Here is a 16,982-nt window from a genome sequence, read left to right as displayed (position 1 = left end):
TTAGGCGCGCCGCCAGCGTTCATCCTGAGCCAGGATCGAACTCTCCGTCCAAAATAAATGGGCTTCGAGCCCGTCCGGTCCTCACAACTATTAGCTGATCGGTTCCGTTCGATTCATATGGTTCTAGTATAGGAAAAGGAATTTCTCGGGGCCGCCTCTCGGCGGCCTTGCGAAAAACAAATCCAAGTTAGACCATTTCAAATGGTTCGATGTCTGCCCGGATGCGACACATCTGGTGTGTCCATCCTCGCAGTATCCGGTTCTCAAGGTGCACGCTTTGCGGCTCATCCGGTTCCACCGGGCCGCGCGGCAAGGAGATATATTGCCAGACCGGAGGGGCCCCGGGGGCGGGAATCGCGCACTCCATATTTTGTTCACAAATGAATAGATCCCTCAGTCGCGTCACTGAGGTTAAAACTGAAGCATTGGCTTCTGATATTGGCGATGACCAGCTGTTTTATGAGTATTGAGACATCGGTCATCTCTGGAGCGCTACTTTACTCCAAAGGCATCAGCTATTTGTTTCCCATCGGTAAAAGGCGGGTTTTGTTCGCCAAGCGTTCTTATATATAGATAGATACGGGTTCGAACCCGTGCACCGGCAACAAAAAAGACGGCCAACCGAAGTTGACCGTCTCAACAATCTTTGGGTGGGCCGTCAGGGGTTCAGCCTGCTCCGCAGGCGGCCGCTGCGGCGCTTTCGCGCCTTGCGCGCTGCGCTGGCAAACGCTCACGCGTTTACTCAGCTCCGCGCCCCGACGGGTTCGAACCCGTGCACCGGCAACAAAAAAGACGGCCAACCGAAGTTGACCGTCTCAACAATCTTTGGGTGGGCCGTCAGGGGTTCGAACCCTGGACCTTGGGATTAAAAGTCCCCTGCTCTGCCAGCTGAGCTAACGGCCCGCGGGTGGCATTGTACCACGGTCTGGGACTATTCCCAACTCCATTGGCCGTTCTGGAAAATCACAACTTCACGTCCATCAGGCGTAATGCCCGTAATATCGATGTCGTCCGTGCCGATCATAAAATCGACGTGCGTGCTCGAGACGTTAACACCATGCTCCAGGAGCTCCTCCTTGGACATGTCGTACCCACCCTCGATGCATTCGGGGAAACCGACACCTAGCGCGAGATGGCAGCTAGCGTTCTCGTCATAGAGCGTATCGTAGAACAGAACACCACTTTCGCGGATCGGCGTGTTCTTGGAAATGAGCGCGACCTCTCCCAGGTGAGCAGCGCCCTCGTCCGTATCGATGATACTTGCAAGCGTTGCCTTGCCCACGCGGGCGTCGTAGTCCACCACGCGGCCGCCCTCGAACTTAATCCAAAAATCGTCGACCTTATTGCCGTGGTGGATGAGCGGCATGGCCGAGTACACGATACCGTCGGCGCGCATGCGATCGGGCGAAGTGAAGACTTCCTCGGTGGGAATGTTGGGGAAGAAGGGGTGCCCATCGGGCGTCTTGCCCTTGCCGCCGGCCCACTCGTGACCCTTCGTCATGCCAATCATCAGATCGGTTCCATTTGCCGCGGTGTAATGCAGGCAGTCGAAACGATTGTCGTTCAGGAAACGCAGGTTCTTTTCGAATGCGGCGTCGTGGAGCTCCCAGTCGCTCTCTGGGTCCTGGCCATCGGCGCGAGCGGTGTGCAGAATCGCATTCCACAGCTTATAGATTGCAACCTCATCGGCGTCTCCCGGGAACACCTCGCGCGCCCAAGCCACGACCGGAGCGCCGGCGATGCACCACGGATTGATGTTGTAATCCAGTCCACGGCGGAAAACTTTGCACTGCGTGTTCTTTGCCTTAGAAGCTGCAGCGGGCTTAGCGGGATCGATGCCCTTAAGGGCGGCGGGGTCCGCACCCTCGATAAAGATAAAGCAGGCACCGTCCTGGGCCAGGGAATCCAGCTGCAGGCGCTTCCACTCGGGCGTCTGCTCAAAATAGCTTTTCTCGACATGCTCGTACGTGAGCCTCGTCACGGCATCATCGGCCCAGATGACCGTCACGTGGCCGGCGCCGGCAGCATAGGCCTCCGCGACCACCACGCGCGCAAACGGCGCGCACTCAACCGGAGACTGAACGACGACTTCCTGGCCGGGCTTAACGTTTACGCCCTTGCGGACAACCAGGCGCGCATAGTTTTTAATCTTGGGCTCCAGGGACTTCATGCCCTCCAGGGCCTCTTCGACCGTCAGGGCAGCTCGAATCATGTGCCACTCCATCTATCTATAGAACAGTAAAAAGGCGCGCCGCAAAAACGACGCGCCTTATATCTTAGCGATAAGTATGGATGCAAACGCTACTTCTTCTTGGAGTCCTTCTTGTCCTCCTCGGCAGCTGCGCGCTCGATAAGAGCGTTGAGCTTGTTCTCGGACATGCCCTCGGCCTGCGCGCGGTACATGTTGCGCAAGGGACGAATACGAGCGAAGTCGTAGATAAAGTCACCTAGGATGATGACATAGGACAAAACGATGCCGACCATCTGGACAGGGCTGGACACCATGCCAGCGGGAGCGAAGTACAGCGAGGCCCAAATTGCCACGACGAGCACCATGCCAATGGCGAGCACAATCCACCAGATGCGACGGCGCTTGGTGTAGTCCTCGTCCTGCTTGAGGAGGATATTCGACACCGTATAGATGCGGTCCTCCTTGGCGCGCTGCTTAGCCTTGCGGGCGCGCTTCTCCTCTTTAGAGAGGCCCTCGAGGTTCTCGCCCTTCTCGAGCTCTTTGCGGCGTGCCTTAGACGAAGCCGGCACGACGCGAACGGAGCTCGCTGCTTGGCGGGCGGGCTTAGCAGATGCGGCAGACTTGCGCGCAACCCCGGTAACTTCGTGGGATTGCGTGCGCTTGTTCGTGGCGCTACGGGTACTCACTTATGCGTTCTCCTTCATGCTTGTGAACTGGGAGCCCGTGATGATCTGGAAGGCCTCGCGATAGCGCTCGGACGTGCCATCGATGACCTCGGCGGGCAGGTGCGGGGTCTCCCCCGTCATATCCCAGTTGGCCTTGAGCCAATTGCGGACGAATTGCTTGTCGTAGCTAGGCTGGATCTTGCCCTCCTCGTAGCTGGCAGCAGGCCAGAAACGGCTGGAGTCGGGCGTGAGGCACTCGTCGATCAGCGTGACCTTGCCATCGATGACACCAAACTCGAACTTGGTGTCGGCAATGATGATGCCACGGGTCGCGGCGTACTCGGCAGCGGCCTTGTAGATCCTGAGGGACAGGTCGCGAATCTGCGCGGCGATGTCCTCACCCACGATCTCGCAGCAACGCTCAAACGAGATATTCTCGTCGTGGTCGCCGATCTCGGCCTTCGTGGACGGCGTGAACAGCGGCTCGGGAAGCTTTGAGGCCTCGGTCAGACCCTCGGGCAGCTGAATGCCGCAGACGGTGCCGTTCTCGTCATAGGTCTTCTTGCCCGAACCGGTCAGATAGCCGCGGACGATGCACTCGATAGGAATCGTCTGGGCCTTCTTAACCAGCATGGCGCGGCCAGCGAGGTAGTCACGATACTCAGCAAACTCCTCGGGGAAATCCGCCGGGTCGATGGAAACGAGATGGTTGGGGACGATGTCGGCAAACTTATCGAACCAGAATGCCGAGATGCGATTGAGCACCTCTCCCTTAAACGGAATCTCGTCGGGAAGAATGAAGTCGAACGCAGAAATGCGGTCGGTGGCGACCATCAGCAGGTTTTCACCGGCATCGTAAATATCACGAACCTTGCCACGGGAATCCGGACGACGCTCCATCGTTGTCACGTGAGTCACTCCTTACCAAAATACGACAGTAATGCGGGTTCTTTCCCGCACGTTTTCGCAAACTCGGAGCGGCAGGGACGCGGCCCCTCCTTCACCGAATAGCGAAAAGCTAGTGCTCCATTGTAGTAGATGCCGCGTCCGCCGTGTGCTCGCGGGGCAGATGAATTGTAAAAGTCGTACCCTTTCCAAGCTCCGACTCCACGGATATGTAGCCATGGTGACGCTCGACGATCTGCTTGGTCACGGCGAGGCCGACGCCCAGGCCGCCAGCTTCGCGGGCGCGGCTGGCATCGGCGCGCCAAAACCGCCCGAAAATGCGCGACAGATCGTCCTTGGCAATACCGATGCCGGTATCAGAAACGGCAATGCTGACGTGCCTGCGGTCACTGAGCACCGACACCACGACCCAACCGCCCTCGGGGGTGTAGCGCATGGCGTTGCTCATGAGGTTGATAACACATTGCGTGATCATGTCGGGATCGGCCTCGACGACATCGTCGTGCCCTTGGGTTTCATCTGCAAAGCGAAGACGAAGGTCACGGTCGGCAAACAGACGCTCCTGGCCGTTCACAATCGATCGCACGAACGGAACCATGTCCACCGGTTCTAGATTGAGCGGAGCCGTGCTGTTTTCCATACGCGATAGGTCGAGCATCTGCTGCACCAGACGAGCCAGGCGACGCGTCTCGGAAGCAACGGTCTCCAAATGCTCATCGTCGGTGGGATACACGCCATCCTGCATGGCCTCGACCGTTGCGAGCATGGCCATAAGCGGCGTGCGAAGCTCGTGTGCAACGTCTGAGGTCAGGCGCTTCTCGTGTTTCATATCCTTCTCGAGCGAGGTGGCCATCTCATCGAAGGTCTCACCCAGCTGATCGATCTCGTCATCACCGCGCAGCCCCGTGCGAGCCGACAGGTCGCCGTCACGGATTTGCTTTGCGGTACTGGTGATGCGATGAATCGGTTTGGTGAGCATGCGCGACACGAGCGATCCGATAACGACCGAAATGCAGATTGCAACAACCGCGGCGAGGGCCATGGCGTTAAAGGTCTTCTCCCTAAACGCAGAGTCCGCCTTGGTGAGCAGAGCGTCGGAGCCGATGGCCCACAGCTTTACCTGTCCGGCATGCTCGCCGGAAGACGTTACAATCTCGACGTTAGCAACGCTATCGGAGTCGGTTGGAGCAGACGAGACCGGGCTATGCGATGCCCTCTTGCCGCTCGTGTCGTCGGTCGTAGCCTGGTTTTCGCGTACATCGGCGGTGGCGCTTGCCGAGGGCCAGGAATCGTCATAAACGATCACACCCTTTTTATTGACGACCTGCATGCCCAGATCGTCGGAAACCAAACTCGACGTTGCGACCGTGCGCAGTTCTCCCGCGGTCCAAGAGCCGTTTTCCTCATATGAGGTCGCCAACTTCTCGGCAGCGGAATTTGCGATTTCGACGATATTGGAGCGTGTGTAATCCGAAAAGACCGTGCCCCACACAACAGAGACAACGCCCACCAGCACCAATACCGTCATGAGCGATGTCAGAGCAAAAGCAAGTGCCATGCGCGAGGGATAGCTCATCGTTGGCCGTGAATCGGAACGAGGCGTGTTCCAACTAGCCTTGGAACCCGCCTCGCTCTCCTGCTTGTGCTTTTGTCCGATTTCAAAGCGCGCAGGTGTCATATGTGATTTCCCTATTTCTCGTCCGACTTATCGGTCTTGGCCGGAGCCTCGAAGCGATAGCCGACACCATGGACGGTGTAGAGCCACTTGGGCTTCTTGGGATCATCGCCCAGCTTGGCGCGAAGATTCTTCACGTGGCTATCGATGGTGCGCTCATAGCCCTCAAAGTCATACCCGAGCACTTTCTCGACCAGCTCCATGCGGTTATACACACGGCCGGGATGGCGGGCAAGCGTGGTGAGCAGCTTAAACTCGGAAGCCGTCAGATCGACTTCCTTGCCCTCGACCAAGATCTTGTGGCCCGAGATATCGATGACCAGATCGCCGAAGTCGAGTACCTCGACGGCGGGCTCGTCGGCCTGATGGGCACGGCGGAACAGAGCGCGAACGCGGGCGACGAGCTCGCGCGGCGAGAACGGCTTAATCAGATAGTCGTCGGCGCCGAGCTCAAGACCGATAATACGGTCCTCGATCTCGCCCTTAGCCGTCAGCATGATGATGGGGACATCTGAGGTATCGCGAATGGTGCGGCAAACGCGCTCGCCGGGAATCTTGGGGAGCATAAGGTCGAGCACGACCAGGTCGAACTGATGCTTCTCGAACTCCTCGATCGCGGACTGGCCGTCGCCGACGCCCACAACCCAGTAGCCTTCGCGCTCGAGATAGGCAGCGACGGCGTCACGGATTGCCTTCTCATCCTCGACCAGCAGAATCTTTTTTGCATCTGAAGCCATAACACGGCCCCCCTGTCTCAATTAGCTAAGAACAAGCCCATTTTAACGCACCTGAGCCCGCCGGATGCCGCTATGACGCGGCAGCTCGGCGGGCGGTACTCACAATTACAACGCGTTTATTCCCCTGTTGGCGCCTTTTTAACCCCTCTAAGCTTAAAGAGAGAATAGGCGTGCAGCGACCGTCTCTGGTATACCCTGGCTGTTGCGCACCGTGGCGTACGTAAGGAATGAGTCCGATTTTCCCGCCGTAGCTGGATAATCGCCATACTCCAAAGCGCGGTCGGGCGACAGCAGCGAGCCATAGGTCTTGGCAGAGGTGTCGATCAGGAAATGCGACGCCTGTACCTTAACAAGGTATTTATTCTTCTTGCCAGCCGCACATGCGAGCGGCTCGCGTGACAGAAAGAGGTACGGCCCTCCCTCATTACCGATATACGTGCCCATATTGCCCAGGCTGCCCACGCCGCTATAGGCCGCCTCGATAGAAAACACGAAGGTATCGCCCATATACACGGCCTCGAAAGGCGAGACTGACGAGGGAAGGACTAGCTGGGCACGCTTGGTGTTGTTGCCGTCGGTCAGATCGATTGCCGTTATGCCGTAGTAGACGCCCTCGTCGTTGCGGACACGCGGCGAGATGGTCAAAATGCCGTCGCTCGCGCGCGGGGCCGATGCAAAGCGGCCCGTCGATTTCCAAATTGTCTCGGCCTTGGATTCATCAAGTGAGCGACGATAGCAAAACGAATCACTACTCGTTTTATTGCCGCCTGCCGAAGGCATTTTATACCAGATGACTGATGACCCGAACGCCGTAAACAGGGGCGGATCATAGTCCTTGCCACCTCGATCGAGCTCAACCACATCGCCAGAGAGCGAAGCGCCCGACAGATTTTGAGCGTAGAGCTTCCACGATGAATTGGCAAAGTTCATCTCAACCCACGCGAATACGCCGTCGCCGGCGCGGACATCGTAGAATGCATATCCCGTGCCCTCGATAGGATCCTCGATTAATGTGGTAAGCGAGCCATCGCCCAGGTTGAGCACACCGAGCGTGTTGGCGTGCAATGCCGATGCGGGCGCCATCATCGCCGCGGCGTAATCGCCGTCGCAGTAGTACAGCAGCGTACCCAGAGGCAGCGTCCACGACGCCGCCGGCTCAAGATCGATGTCGACAGCCTCATACTCATCCGTAATCGAGATAATTTTGGAATCGTCCTTGATAACCTGCGGCTCGCCGGCGGCATCATCGCTGGTACCCGTTTTTTTCGAGCATCCGGCAAGCACCGTGGCAGCGCCCGCGGCAGCCCCACCGAGTACAAAGCCGCGACGCGATATTCCGTTCTTGATGTGATCGGCGATACCCATTAGGCGATCTCGGCGCGAGCGGCCTCGATGGCGCGCGTAAGCTGGTCGGCGCAGGAGGTCTTTTTCATACCGCAGGTATTACCGGCGAGAACCTCGATTACGCGATCGGCAGGAGCGCCCTCGACCAGCTTGGAGATTGCCTTGAGATTGCCGTCGCAGCCACCGGTAAACTCAACGCCTATCACCTTGTTGCCGTCATCGGAAAGGTCAAGGTGAATATTGCGAGCACACACGCCCTGAGGCTTGTAATCAAACGAAATCATGCGATCCCCTCTCAGAATGTTATTCGAGACGACTATTATCCCCGTCTTTCCCTAAATGCAACGAGGCGCTTTGCCGGCAACACACATTACCAGCAAAGCGCCCTAAAAAGCTAACGTTATGCCCGAACCTACTCGAAGCTCAGCTGCTCCAGACGATCAAAGACCGTGTCGATACGAGTGAGGAAGTCCCATGGATCAAAGATCTCGTCGAGCTTCTCCTGGCTGACGGTGCAGCGCGGGTCGGCCTCGAGACGTTCCTTAAAGGTGGGGCCGGAGACACAATCCTGTACCTCGTGCCAGGTCGCCATGGCGTTCTCCTGCACAATGGCGTACGCGTCCTCGCGGGTGATGCCCGTGTCGACGAGGGCGAGCAGCACTTTGGAGGAGAAGATGAGGCCGCGCGTCTTGTTGAGGTTGGCCATCATGCGAGCGGGATACAGCTGCAGGCCGTCGATAACGCGGATGAGGCACTGGAACATGTGGTCGAGGGCGATGAAGCTGTCGGCCTGGGCGACGCGCTCGGCAGAGGAGTGCGAAATGTCACGCTCGTGCCACAGGGCGACGTTATCGAAGGCAACCTGGGCGTTGGACTTCACGACGCGCGACAGGCCGCAGACTTTCTCCATGGTGATGGGGTTGCGCTTGTGCGGCATGGCTGAGCTGCCCTTTTGACCCTTACGGAACGGTTCCTCGGCCTCGAGTGTATCGGTCTTCTGCAGATTGCGAACCTCGGTAGCGATGCGCTCACAGGTGGCCGCGGTGGTGGCAAGAACGCCGGCGAGGTAGGCGTGATGATCGCGGCTAATAACCTGCGTGGACAGCGGGTCGTGAACCAGGCCCAGGTGCTCGCAGACATATTCCTCGACAAACGGCTCGATGGAGCTGTACGTGCCGACAGCGCCCGAGATAGCACCGAAGGCAACATTCTTGCGGGCGTCCTCAAGACGGTCCAGATCGCGCTTGAGCTCCCAGGCCCAAGAGCCAAACTTCATGCCGAAGGTCATCGGCTCGGCGTGGATGCCATGAGTACGTCCGGCGCAGAGCGTGTTGCGCTCCTCGAAGGCACGACGCTTGCAGATCTCGCCGAGTTTCTTGACGTCCTCGATGATCAGGTCGCAGGCCTGGGTGAGCTGGTAGCACAGGGCCGTGTCGCCCAGATCGGAGCTGGTCATGCCATAGTGAACCCAGCGGCTGGGCTTGGGGTCGCCCTCGGGAACATCGGCATCGATGTACTCCTTCATGTTGGTCAGGAAGGCAATGACGTCGTGGCGCGTGACTTCCTCGATCTCATCGACCTTCGCCTTCTCAAAGTTGGCATGGTCGCGGATCCACTGGGCCTCGTCTTTGGAAATACCGATCTTGCCGAGCTCCGCCTGGGCCTCGCAGGCCAGAACCTCGATCTCCTGCCAAATGGCGTACTTGTTCTCGAGGGAGAAGATGTGTCCCATCTCCGGGCGGGTATAGCGATCGATCATAGCGGCTCCTTTTTGGTTATTGGCACGTTGGTCGTAACCCATCCATTGTACCGTGCGCAGGTGCAAGTATGGGCAGCAGGCATTAACCTAACATTTTGGAATTGGAGCGGGCAACGGGACGTCCGCGCATTTGCTTCGCAAATCCGCACCGGCTTCAGGCGAGCCCCTCAGCTTCACGAAGCCGAAGGGGAAGACTTTGTTGAATTAGCCGTCCCCATGTCTCCCGTGCCCGGTAGAGCGGGCAACGGGACATCCGCGTATTTGCTTCGCAAATACGCACCGGCTGCGGTCGCCTATCGGCGCCCTTGCCTGCTCGCTATAAACGCTTCGCGTTTATTTAACGCTCGCACCCTGTCGGGTTCGAGTCCCGGCACTTTATTGAAAAAAGCACGGCACCGTAATGGTGCCGTGCTTGTGCTTCTAGCTGGAGCGGGCAACGGGACTCGAACCCGCGAGTGTCAGCTTGGGAAGCTGATGCCTTACCACTTGGCGATGCCCGCTTGTGTGTTGGCTAGTATAACGCGGTTGTCTTGTTCGATACAAGGGTGGCGATGCTTGTTTTAGCTGTGGAGATTCGTTTGAAAATCGCGTCAATTGTGGAGACGAGGACCTTTAACCTCCTGTTCTCCCTATCTTCTACCTGCACTTTTGCTTGATTGTTGTATTTGAGCTCAATTTGTCAGGAATTGGGCAAGCTTTTGGTCAGGCTCCGGTACTTACCCGCATGAACCTCGGGGGTAGCCTCATCCTACGCGTCGCAGCCTCCCCGTGCGGCGCACGAGGGATAAGGAGCAGCCATGTCCAACGCACCCACGCACTCTGTCCACAGCGCAATCGCAACAGGTCCGCTGCTCCTGCTCCTCTTCCTGCTTTTCGGCTGCCTGGCACCGGGAGCCGCATTTGCCGTCGATGGCTACGACCAGCTCGGCTTCCGCACTATTAGCGATGATTGTGGACCCTTCTTCATCGGCAAGTATGAAGCTCAAGACACCTCGATTGCCTACTGCATGAACCAGGAGCGCCCCGGCCCCACCAAACCGGGCGGCCCATGGCTCAACTTTGATCAAGGCTGGGTGTGGCTCGACGACGAGTTCGCGGCAATCGTTTGTCACGGATATCCTACCGCCACGTCGTTTGGCGGTTACCATCTTTCACCCGATCGCGCCCGCGCCGCCACCCAGCTTGCCGTATGGATGCTCAACGGCACTACCCATGTCGACGGCACCTACTCCTACACGACCGCTCAGGGCAAAACCAAGAGCGGACACTTTACCGCCGACAATGAAGTCGTGGCGGCTGCGCGGTGGCTCCACGACAGCGCAAAATCAGGAAGCATCAAAGCCGCTCCGCACCGCGCGCGACGCTATCTAGGAGCCGTATCGGGCGGCAGCAAACGTCAAGACATGCTCTATGTACTGCCGGCGGTCTCTGTTTCCTTCCAAAAGCAGTCTGCTGACACCGTTATTACCAGCGGAAACAATACCTATCAGTTTACCGGGGCAACATTCGATATTTTTGAGAGCGCCAGCGGCGCGCGTGTCGGCACCATCAAGATGGACAGCAACGGTCGAGCGCAAGCAACACTTCTGCCCAACACGGCATACTACCTAGTTGAAACGAAGGCGCCGGCCGGCTATGTCCCCCGCCACGATCGTATTGCCTTTACCACGGGGAATGACGGCGGGCGGGTCGCCATTGAAGAACAGCCCGGCACCATCAACCTGCGTATCGTAAAACTCGATGCCGCGACGAATGCCGGCCCCCAGGTGGGATCTTCACTCGCAGGAGCAGAGTTCACGTGTGTGTCGCAATCAACCCCTGGATGGGCACAAATCCTCACGACCGACGAAAGCGGTCGGGCCGCCCTCGCCGATGTCCCCTTAGGAACCTTTACCATCTACGAATCAAAAGCCCCCGAGGGCTACCTGCCATCCAACGACAGCTGGACCTATACCGTTGGAGCCGACCAGCTCGGCGATTCAGGCGTGGTCGAGATCGAATCTCGCGTTTCCGATATCCCCGTTGCGTTTAACCTTGAGATTTCCAAATTCAAGGATTACGGCAATAGCGACCAATCCGGCCTGGAGCAGCCGGCGGGTGGTGTTGTCTTTGAGGTTGTCAGCAACAGCTCTCAGCAGGTTGTTGGCACACTGATCACAAACATCTATGGCTTTGCCTCCACCAAAGATCAGCCCGAAGCATGGTTCGGCACAGGCAAGCGACCCGCCGGTGTCCACGGAGCCGTCCCATACGACCGTGCCGGCTACACGGTTCGCGAGGTTCCGGAAACCGTCCCCGAGGGTTTTAAACGTGCAGGGGAATGGACCGTCGGGGCCAATCAGATTTCCGACGGCGCCGAGCTTCAATATATCGTGGACAACCACGCTCTGTCGACGCATCTCCAGATTGTAAAACGCGATGCCCAAACAGGCGCTTCTGTTCCCCTAGCCGGATTCACCTTCCAACTCCTCGACAGCAATCACGAACCTGTCTCACAAACTTGCTGGTATCCAGCACATAACGTAATGGACACCTTTACGACTGACGCGACCGGGACCGTCACACTGCCCGAATCGCTCGTGCCGGGCACCTATTATGTACGCGAAACCTCGGCCAAAGAGCCCTATCTTGTCGGCGAAGAGATCGAGGTAAACATACCCGCCGACATGAACCTAACGCCCGTTGCAATCGCCTCATATTATGACCACGCCGCGACCGGAAACATCAGGATCGTTAAAACCGATGCCATAGACGGCAGCAGCCTCGCGGGCGCCGTCTTTGAGATCCGTGCCTCGGGTGATATCGTGCGCCCCGACGGTAGCATTGCCGCGCTCGACGGTGAGACTGTCGCGACCGTCACGACGGATGAAACTGGAGAAGCACGCGCGGGCAACCTCCCACTGGGATCTGGCACCGCACGCTACGAGGTTGTCGAGACTCAAGCGCCGGCAGGCTTCTTGCTCGATCAGACAACCCATATTGTCGACCTTACTTATGCCGACCAGAAAACACCCGTTGTAGAAGCACGGCTTAACGTATCCGACGATTACACCAAGGTTGATATCTCCAAGGTCGATGCAAGCGGTGAGCAGGAAGTGGAAGGCGCACAGCTCGCCTTATATGGTCCCGATAAAACCGAAATAGACTCCTGGACCTCATCCGACAAGCCACACCGCGTCGAACATCTTGCACCCGGCACCTACTCGTTGCGCGAAATGATGTCTCCGCGGACCTATGACCTTGCCGAGGAGATAACGTTTGAAATAAAGGATACGGGAGAAGTCCAATCCGTCGCGATGAAGGATGCGCCCATCGAGATCAAGGGGCAGGTCGACAAGCGTCAGGAACTTGTCCAACCTATCGAAAAGGGCCTGTTGGCTAACGGCGATGGTAAAAACCGTGCCGCGATGCAAACCAATACGGATGGGCTTTTCTCCTATACCATCGACGCTCGAAACGATTCAACTACCTGGGTTGATGAGTTCACAATTACCGATGATCTTGAGTGTGCCGAGGACGATACGGCGAGATTCGTCTCAATCGAAACCCCCGTCGCCATCGGCGACCTCAATGGTCTGTGCAACGTGTGGTATCGCACGACGCCGTTGGACTCGACAGACGTCGATGAGCCGGCAAACGCGACACTTGACGATGGGCACGAAAATCCTTGGCTTGAGTCCGACGAAGTAAGGGAGAGTCTGGGTGAGGATTGCCGCCTCGTCGATTACGACGGCTGGCACCTCTGGAAGGCGGATGTCTCGACCACGGAATCCACCACACTCGAGGCGAAAGAACTCGACCTTGCGTCCAATACCGTCGTAACGGGCATTCGAATTGAATACGGTGCGGTAGCCGCCGACTTTACGACTCGAAGCGATGTGGATTCTTGGACCCGCGATGATCTCAAAGATGAGCACGACGACCTTGACGATGCCAAAGCAATCCTTGGCACAGACGCTCGGGGCGCAGTCGTACACATGCAGGCAACGTCGGCTTATACGCCCCAAACCGCACTCACCAACAGCGCGCGCGTCGATCTTTGCCGCAACGGTGGCGGCGATAAACTTGAGTCACATGACGAGGACAGCGTCATTCAACGCTGTACCCTACCGCAGGACCTACCGGCAACAGGATCAGCTCCCATCGCCGCTTGCATCACCGCGCTCCTGACCTCGGGTGTCGCAGCCCTATGGTTCGCTCGCCTTAGGTCGATCCCAAAGAAGCGCTAGCGCGATGAAAAAGCGGGCGAGACAGTCCCCTGGCTCGCCCGCTTTCAATCATGTAAATCGCCGTATCTACTCTGCAGACGAAGATCCACCATCAACGATTGCTTGCTCGGACTCAGGAATCCCATCGGCACCCGTACTCTGTTCTTGCTCCACCTCTTCGCTGATTGCGGAGGCGGGGGTCGAGCCCTTTGCACCCACGATGTAGGCAGCCCCAAATCCTAACGCAATGGCAATCAAGGTCAAAATCACGTAGACAGGCCAATGGCGCTTAATATACGAAAACACGTTGACTCCTTAGAGCTCCGTCTACGAACGGCGGATAACCTCGGTCACGACCTCGGATACCGTGGCAATGTTCGTCGGGTTGACATTGTGGGGCAGGTCGTCCTCGGTACGAGCGCAAGCCAGACGCGTGCCGTCCACGCCGGCGATGGTGAGGGCTCGGCGGCTCGCCTCAAGCGCGGCATAGGCATCGGTCTTGGCATAGGGCATCTCGAGCGCGCCACAATCGACATGGAACGACTTGCACACCTTGCTGACCAGGTTCATGATGCGGCGATCGCCCTTGAGCAGCTGCTGTTCGCCCTCGACCGTCACCACCGAAAGCCTGCCGGCGCCGACGGATTCAAGATTGATGAAGAATACGCCGCGGAGCTTATCGCGATGCGAAGCCAAGAAGGCCTTCATGCCGGCGCCATCACAATCCGAGGCGCCGGTTGCCACAAACCAGATATCGTGACCGAGCAGCTCATCATCGCCCATAGAGGCGACAGCCGAGAGCATATCTTCGGAAGAAGCGCCATCGGAAGACGTAGCGCCACCCTTCCAGCCATCCTTATCGTCCTCGAAGTTATCCCACGAACCGATACCGCGACCGGACTTCTTGGCATCGTAATCGTCTTCGACGCCCAGCCAGTCACTCATGCTGTCCTGCTCGTTTTTCTTTTTACGACCGAACAGGCCACCCAGGCCGCGCTTACGAGACTTGGGTGCCGCCGGGGCGGGAGCTGAAATGGTCTCGATCGGCTGCGCGCCCGGCGCAACGGGCATAGGAGGCGCAACGGGTGCCGATGTGGGTTCGGGACCCTGAGCAGTAGCAAAGGGGTCGTTGACCTGGGCAGAGGGATCGGGAAGGTCGAACAGCGACGTGCGAGACGCAACGTTTGCCTGCTTCATCGACGGCAGCGATGGATCGGGGACCGAAGCCAGCGGAGACGAGGAGGGCGCAGGCGACGGTGCCGACGCCGGATCGGGAACATTCATCTGCGGACGCGGCGATGCCTGGGAGGAAATCTGGGCCATAAGGGAATCGACCGTTTCGTCCTGGGTGGGAGCGACATTGGCAACCGTGGCACCGGAACCACTCGGAGTCGGCATGGTGAAAATCTGCGTGGAGTAAGGCCTCGACTCATCTGTCTCGGGAGCCTCGGAAACCGCAGACACTTCCTCCTGCTCGACCTCGGTCGAATCATCTTGCTCGGCTGCCGCGCACTGCTCTTCGTCAGAGTTGACCTCGACGGGCTCGTCCTCGGTCGCATCCTGAATTTCGGCAGCATCAATGGGCTCGCCATCGCCCGCCGCGTCGTCCTGCTCATCGGAAGCAGGAAGGGGCTCGGCAATCGCGGTACCTTGCTTTTCAAACGTTATCGTGGAATCGAACTGCGCGGCATCAAACGACATGGTGCTATCGACGTGCTGCTGAGCCTCGAAAGACGTTGTAGCTTCGGCAGCGTCGACGGGTACGGACTGCATAGCCTCGTTCTGCTCGAACTCTTGCGCCGCGCGCTCACGTGCCGCCTCGGCTGCCTGCTGCTGAGCGATAGCCTCCTGCTCGGCAGCCTCGCGTGCGGCAGCGCGCTTCTTCTCGAAATCGTCGACAAATTTCTTGCCCTTTGCAAGCGCGCCCTTAAAGAAGTTGGAAGCGCTGGCGCCAATCGAAGAGAACGCGGATGCAATATCGGCATGGGGCGTTGCCGCGGGAATCTCGGCCGAGAAATCAGTATCGCTCTCGTAAGACACGCGCCTCGGCTGTTCAACGTAATCGTCGTCAGACTCGTCCGCAACGTCTTGCGCCGGCGCGGCGGGAGCCAAAATGTCCAGTCCTGCCGCGGGATCGATCGCGGACACCGCCTCGGGCTCGGCAACGGCAGAGGTAACCGCGGCAGACTCATCATCCGCAGCGACAACGGGCGCAGGCGCAGCCACGACGGGGGCAGGCTCGGGCTCAAACGTCGGCTCCTCGCCCTCCTCGTAATCGAGCGTGCAGGACTCGGGAAGCATTCCGAGCGCACGGATGGCATCCGAACCAAAGCGGATGTTGCCGGCGGCATTGCGATAGAGCTTGGGCTCGGGCTCAGCCGCGGCAGGCTCCTCCGCCGGCTCAGCAGCGGGAACCTCGTCATTGAACTCTTCGGCCTGGACAGCCTGATTCTGATCCTCGGGCACGATGGCGCCAATCAGCGTCTCGTCGGCAGACGCACCCTCAAAGCCCTCGATCTGCTCGTCAAAAGCCTCGCCCTGTTCGGGCTCGGTTTGAGCGTCGCGAGCAATCGGCTGACCGAACTCGTCCTCGGCGTAGGTAGGCTCTTCGTACTCGATGGTGTTGCCGTAGTCGTTTTGCTGCTGGGCCGCGGCATACTCCGCCGCCGCGCGCGCCATTTCCTCGGCACGACGCTTCTGCTCCCCAAAATAGGTATCGAACGGAACATCGTCGGGAAACTCGTTTTCGCCCTGGAAGGGAGCAACGTTGTCCATAACGCCGAGCATAGCGGCGACAGAAGACTTGTTGCACACCGCGCCGGACGTATAGGGAAGAACGTGGCGGTTAGAGATGATGTTTGCCGCGTTGGCAAGTGCAACGAGGGAAGCGAGGATCGCGACAATCCACAGCAGAACCTTGAGCGCGCCGGGGAGCGGCAGGATACGCAGGATGGCAACGGCAGCAGGGGCAACCGTGGCAACGGGCAACAGCTTGGCGATGAGCGCACGATACGAAGCATAGGGCTCGCGGGCGAGCAGCTCAGCACGGGGAGAGTCGTAGTGTGCGACAACGACCACCGGGCGGTTGCGCGGAGACGCGAGCGGGCCCGAGGCCTTGTGGTAGGCGATGACATTTTGGCTCACGCCCGTCTTGCCCAGGCGCGAAACCACGGGGTGCCCTGTGCGTTCGAGCACGTAAAGAACGGCGCCGACAATGGCCAGCAAGGTGCCGACCAAGCCGATACCGCCACCGATGCCCATCAGCAGGGCACCGGCAAACGCAAGAATACCGGTAACGGCAAATGCCAACCTACTGGGCGCCGGGGCATTGAACTCCTGAACCTCGGGATCAAAGCCGTGGTTGCGGAAGATCTGAGCGATATCCTCGGCCGCCAAGCGCTCTTCTTCGCTGCATGCCGGCGTAATGCCGGTGTTCTGCAGCAGGTGGTTAATATAGTTCTGGGTGTTCGCCATGTGCGCTCCACATCCATAATCCG

At 58.6% G+C, this 16,982-nt stretch carries 11 protein-coding genes and 2 tRNA genes; 1 reads left to right on the top strand and 12 read right to left on the bottom strand.

What is annotated here, in order from left to right:
• Positions 1-830: 830 nt before the first annotated feature.
• The 10 genes from NBH09_RS08735 to NBH09_RS08690 form a co-directional block, all read right to left on the bottom strand.
• A tRNA-Lys gene (locus NBH09_RS08735) sits at positions 831-903 on the bottom strand.
• 28 nt (positions 904-931) lie between these two features.
• Positions 932-2,212: an aminopeptidase gene (locus NBH09_RS08730; RefSeq protein ID WP_250787727.1), complete on the bottom strand. Its 1,281-nt coding sequence runs from the start codon at positions 2,210-2,212 to the stop codon at positions 932-934.
• 89 nt (positions 2,213-2,301) lie between these two features.
• Positions 2,302-2,877 (bottom strand): ABC-2 transporter permease, encoded by a 576-nt coding sequence (locus NBH09_RS08725; protein ID WP_022093792.1) that lies wholly within the window; start codon positions 2,875-2,877, stop codon positions 2,302-2,304.
• Positions 2,878-3,756, bottom strand: coding sequence for a phosphoribosylaminoimidazolesuccinocarboxamide synthase (locus tag NBH09_RS08720; protein WP_250787730.1), 879 nt, complete (start codon positions 3,754-3,756; stop codon positions 2,878-2,880). It abuts the gene before it with no gap.
• Between the two features lie 118 nt (positions 3,757-3,874).
• Positions 3,875-5,440, bottom strand: a complete 1,566-nt coding sequence (locus NBH09_RS08715) for a sensor histidine kinase (RefSeq protein ID WP_250787726.1) — start codon at positions 5,438-5,440, stop codon at positions 3,875-3,877.
• 11 nt (positions 5,441-5,451) lie between these two features.
• Positions 5,452-6,174, bottom strand: coding sequence for a response regulator (locus NBH09_RS08710; protein WP_006236208.1), 723 nt, complete (start codon positions 6,172-6,174; stop codon positions 5,452-5,454).
• Between the two features lie 153 nt (positions 6,175-6,327).
• Positions 6,328-7,539, bottom strand: coding sequence for a twin-arginine translocation signal domain-containing protein (locus NBH09_RS08705; protein ID WP_250787725.1), 1,212 nt, complete (start codon positions 7,537-7,539; stop codon positions 6,328-6,330).
• A complete protein-coding gene (locus tag NBH09_RS08700) occupies positions 7,539-7,802 on the bottom strand; it encodes a TIGR03905 family TSCPD domain-containing protein (protein WP_022093796.1) in 264 nt (87 codons plus the stop codon). Before NBH09_RS08700 ends, NBH09_RS08705 begins: the two co-directional genes overlap by 1 nt.
• 128 nt (positions 7,803-7,930) lie before the next feature.
• Positions 7,931-9,277 carry an adenylosuccinate lyase gene (gene purB, locus NBH09_RS08695; RefSeq protein WP_055251306.1) on the bottom strand — a complete coding sequence of 449 codons (1,347 nt, stop codon included), beginning with the start codon at positions 9,275-9,277 and terminating at the stop codon, positions 7,931-7,933.
• A 425-nt stretch (positions 9,278-9,702) separates the two neighbouring features.
• Positions 9,703-9,777 (bottom strand) — tRNA-Gly (locus NBH09_RS08690).
• Between the two features lie 297 nt (positions 9,778-10,074).
• Here NBH09_RS08690 and NBH09_RS08685 point away from each other — a divergent pair.
• A complete protein-coding gene (locus NBH09_RS08685; protein ID WP_250787724.1) occupies positions 10,075-13,506 on the top strand; it encodes a SpaA isopeptide-forming pilin-related protein in 3,432 nt (1,143 codons plus the stop codon).
• A gap of 66 nt (positions 13,507-13,572) precedes the next feature.
• Here NBH09_RS08685 and NBH09_RS08680 read toward each other — a convergent pair whose 3' ends face one another.
• Positions 13,573-13,791: a hypothetical protein gene (locus NBH09_RS08680; protein ID WP_022094153.1), complete on the bottom strand. Its 219-nt coding sequence runs from the start codon at positions 13,789-13,791 to the stop codon at positions 13,573-13,575.
• 21 nt (positions 13,792-13,812) lie between these two features.
• Positions 13,813-16,959, bottom strand: a complete 3,147-nt coding sequence (locus tag NBH09_RS08675) for a hypothetical protein (protein WP_250787723.1) — start codon at positions 16,957-16,959, stop codon at positions 13,813-13,815.
• Positions 16,960-16,982 lie beyond the last annotated feature (23 nt).

Origin of the sequence: Collinsella sp. BG-O-102 (genome assembly GCF_023656745.1) — a bacterium.
In the GTDB taxonomy this organism is placed as follows: domain Bacteria; phylum Actinomycetota; class Coriobacteriia; order Coriobacteriales; family Coriobacteriaceae; genus Collinsella.
This window is presented reverse-complemented; position numbering and strand designations above follow the sequence as displayed.

Coding starts and splice junctions, on each gene's coding strand:
- purB (WP_055251306.1), bottom strand. CDS start 9,277: ATGATCGATCGCTATACCCGCCCGGAGATGGGACACATCTTCTCCCTC.
- NBH09_RS08715 (WP_250787726.1), bottom strand. CDS start 5,440: ATGACACCTGCGCGCTTTGAAATCGGACAAAAGCACAAGCAGGAGAGC.
- NBH09_RS08720 (WP_250787730.1), bottom strand. CDS start 3,756: ATGGAGCGTCGTCCGGATTCCCGTGGCAAGGTTCGTGATATTTACGAT.
- NBH09_RS08705 (WP_250787725.1), bottom strand. CDS start 7,539: ATGGGTATCGCCGATCACATCAAGAACGGAATATCGCGTCGCGGCTTT.
- NBH09_RS08730 (WP_250787727.1), bottom strand. CDS start 2,212: ATGATTCGAGCTGCCCTGACGGTCGAAGAGGCCCTGGAGGGCATGAAG.
- NBH09_RS08700 (WP_022093796.1), bottom strand. CDS start 7,802: ATGATTTCGTTTGATTACAAGCCTCAGGGCGTGTGTGCTCGCAATATT.
- NBH09_RS08710 (WP_006236208.1), bottom strand. CDS start 6,174: ATGGCTTCAGATGCAAAAAAGATTCTGCTGGTCGAGGATGAGAAGGCA.
- NBH09_RS08685 (WP_250787724.1), top strand. CDS start 10,075: ATGTCCAACGCACCCACGCACTCTGTCCACAGCGCAATCGCAACAGGT.
- NBH09_RS08675 (WP_250787723.1), bottom strand. CDS start 16,959: ATGGCGAACACCCAGAACTATATTAACCACCTGCTGCAGAACACCGGC.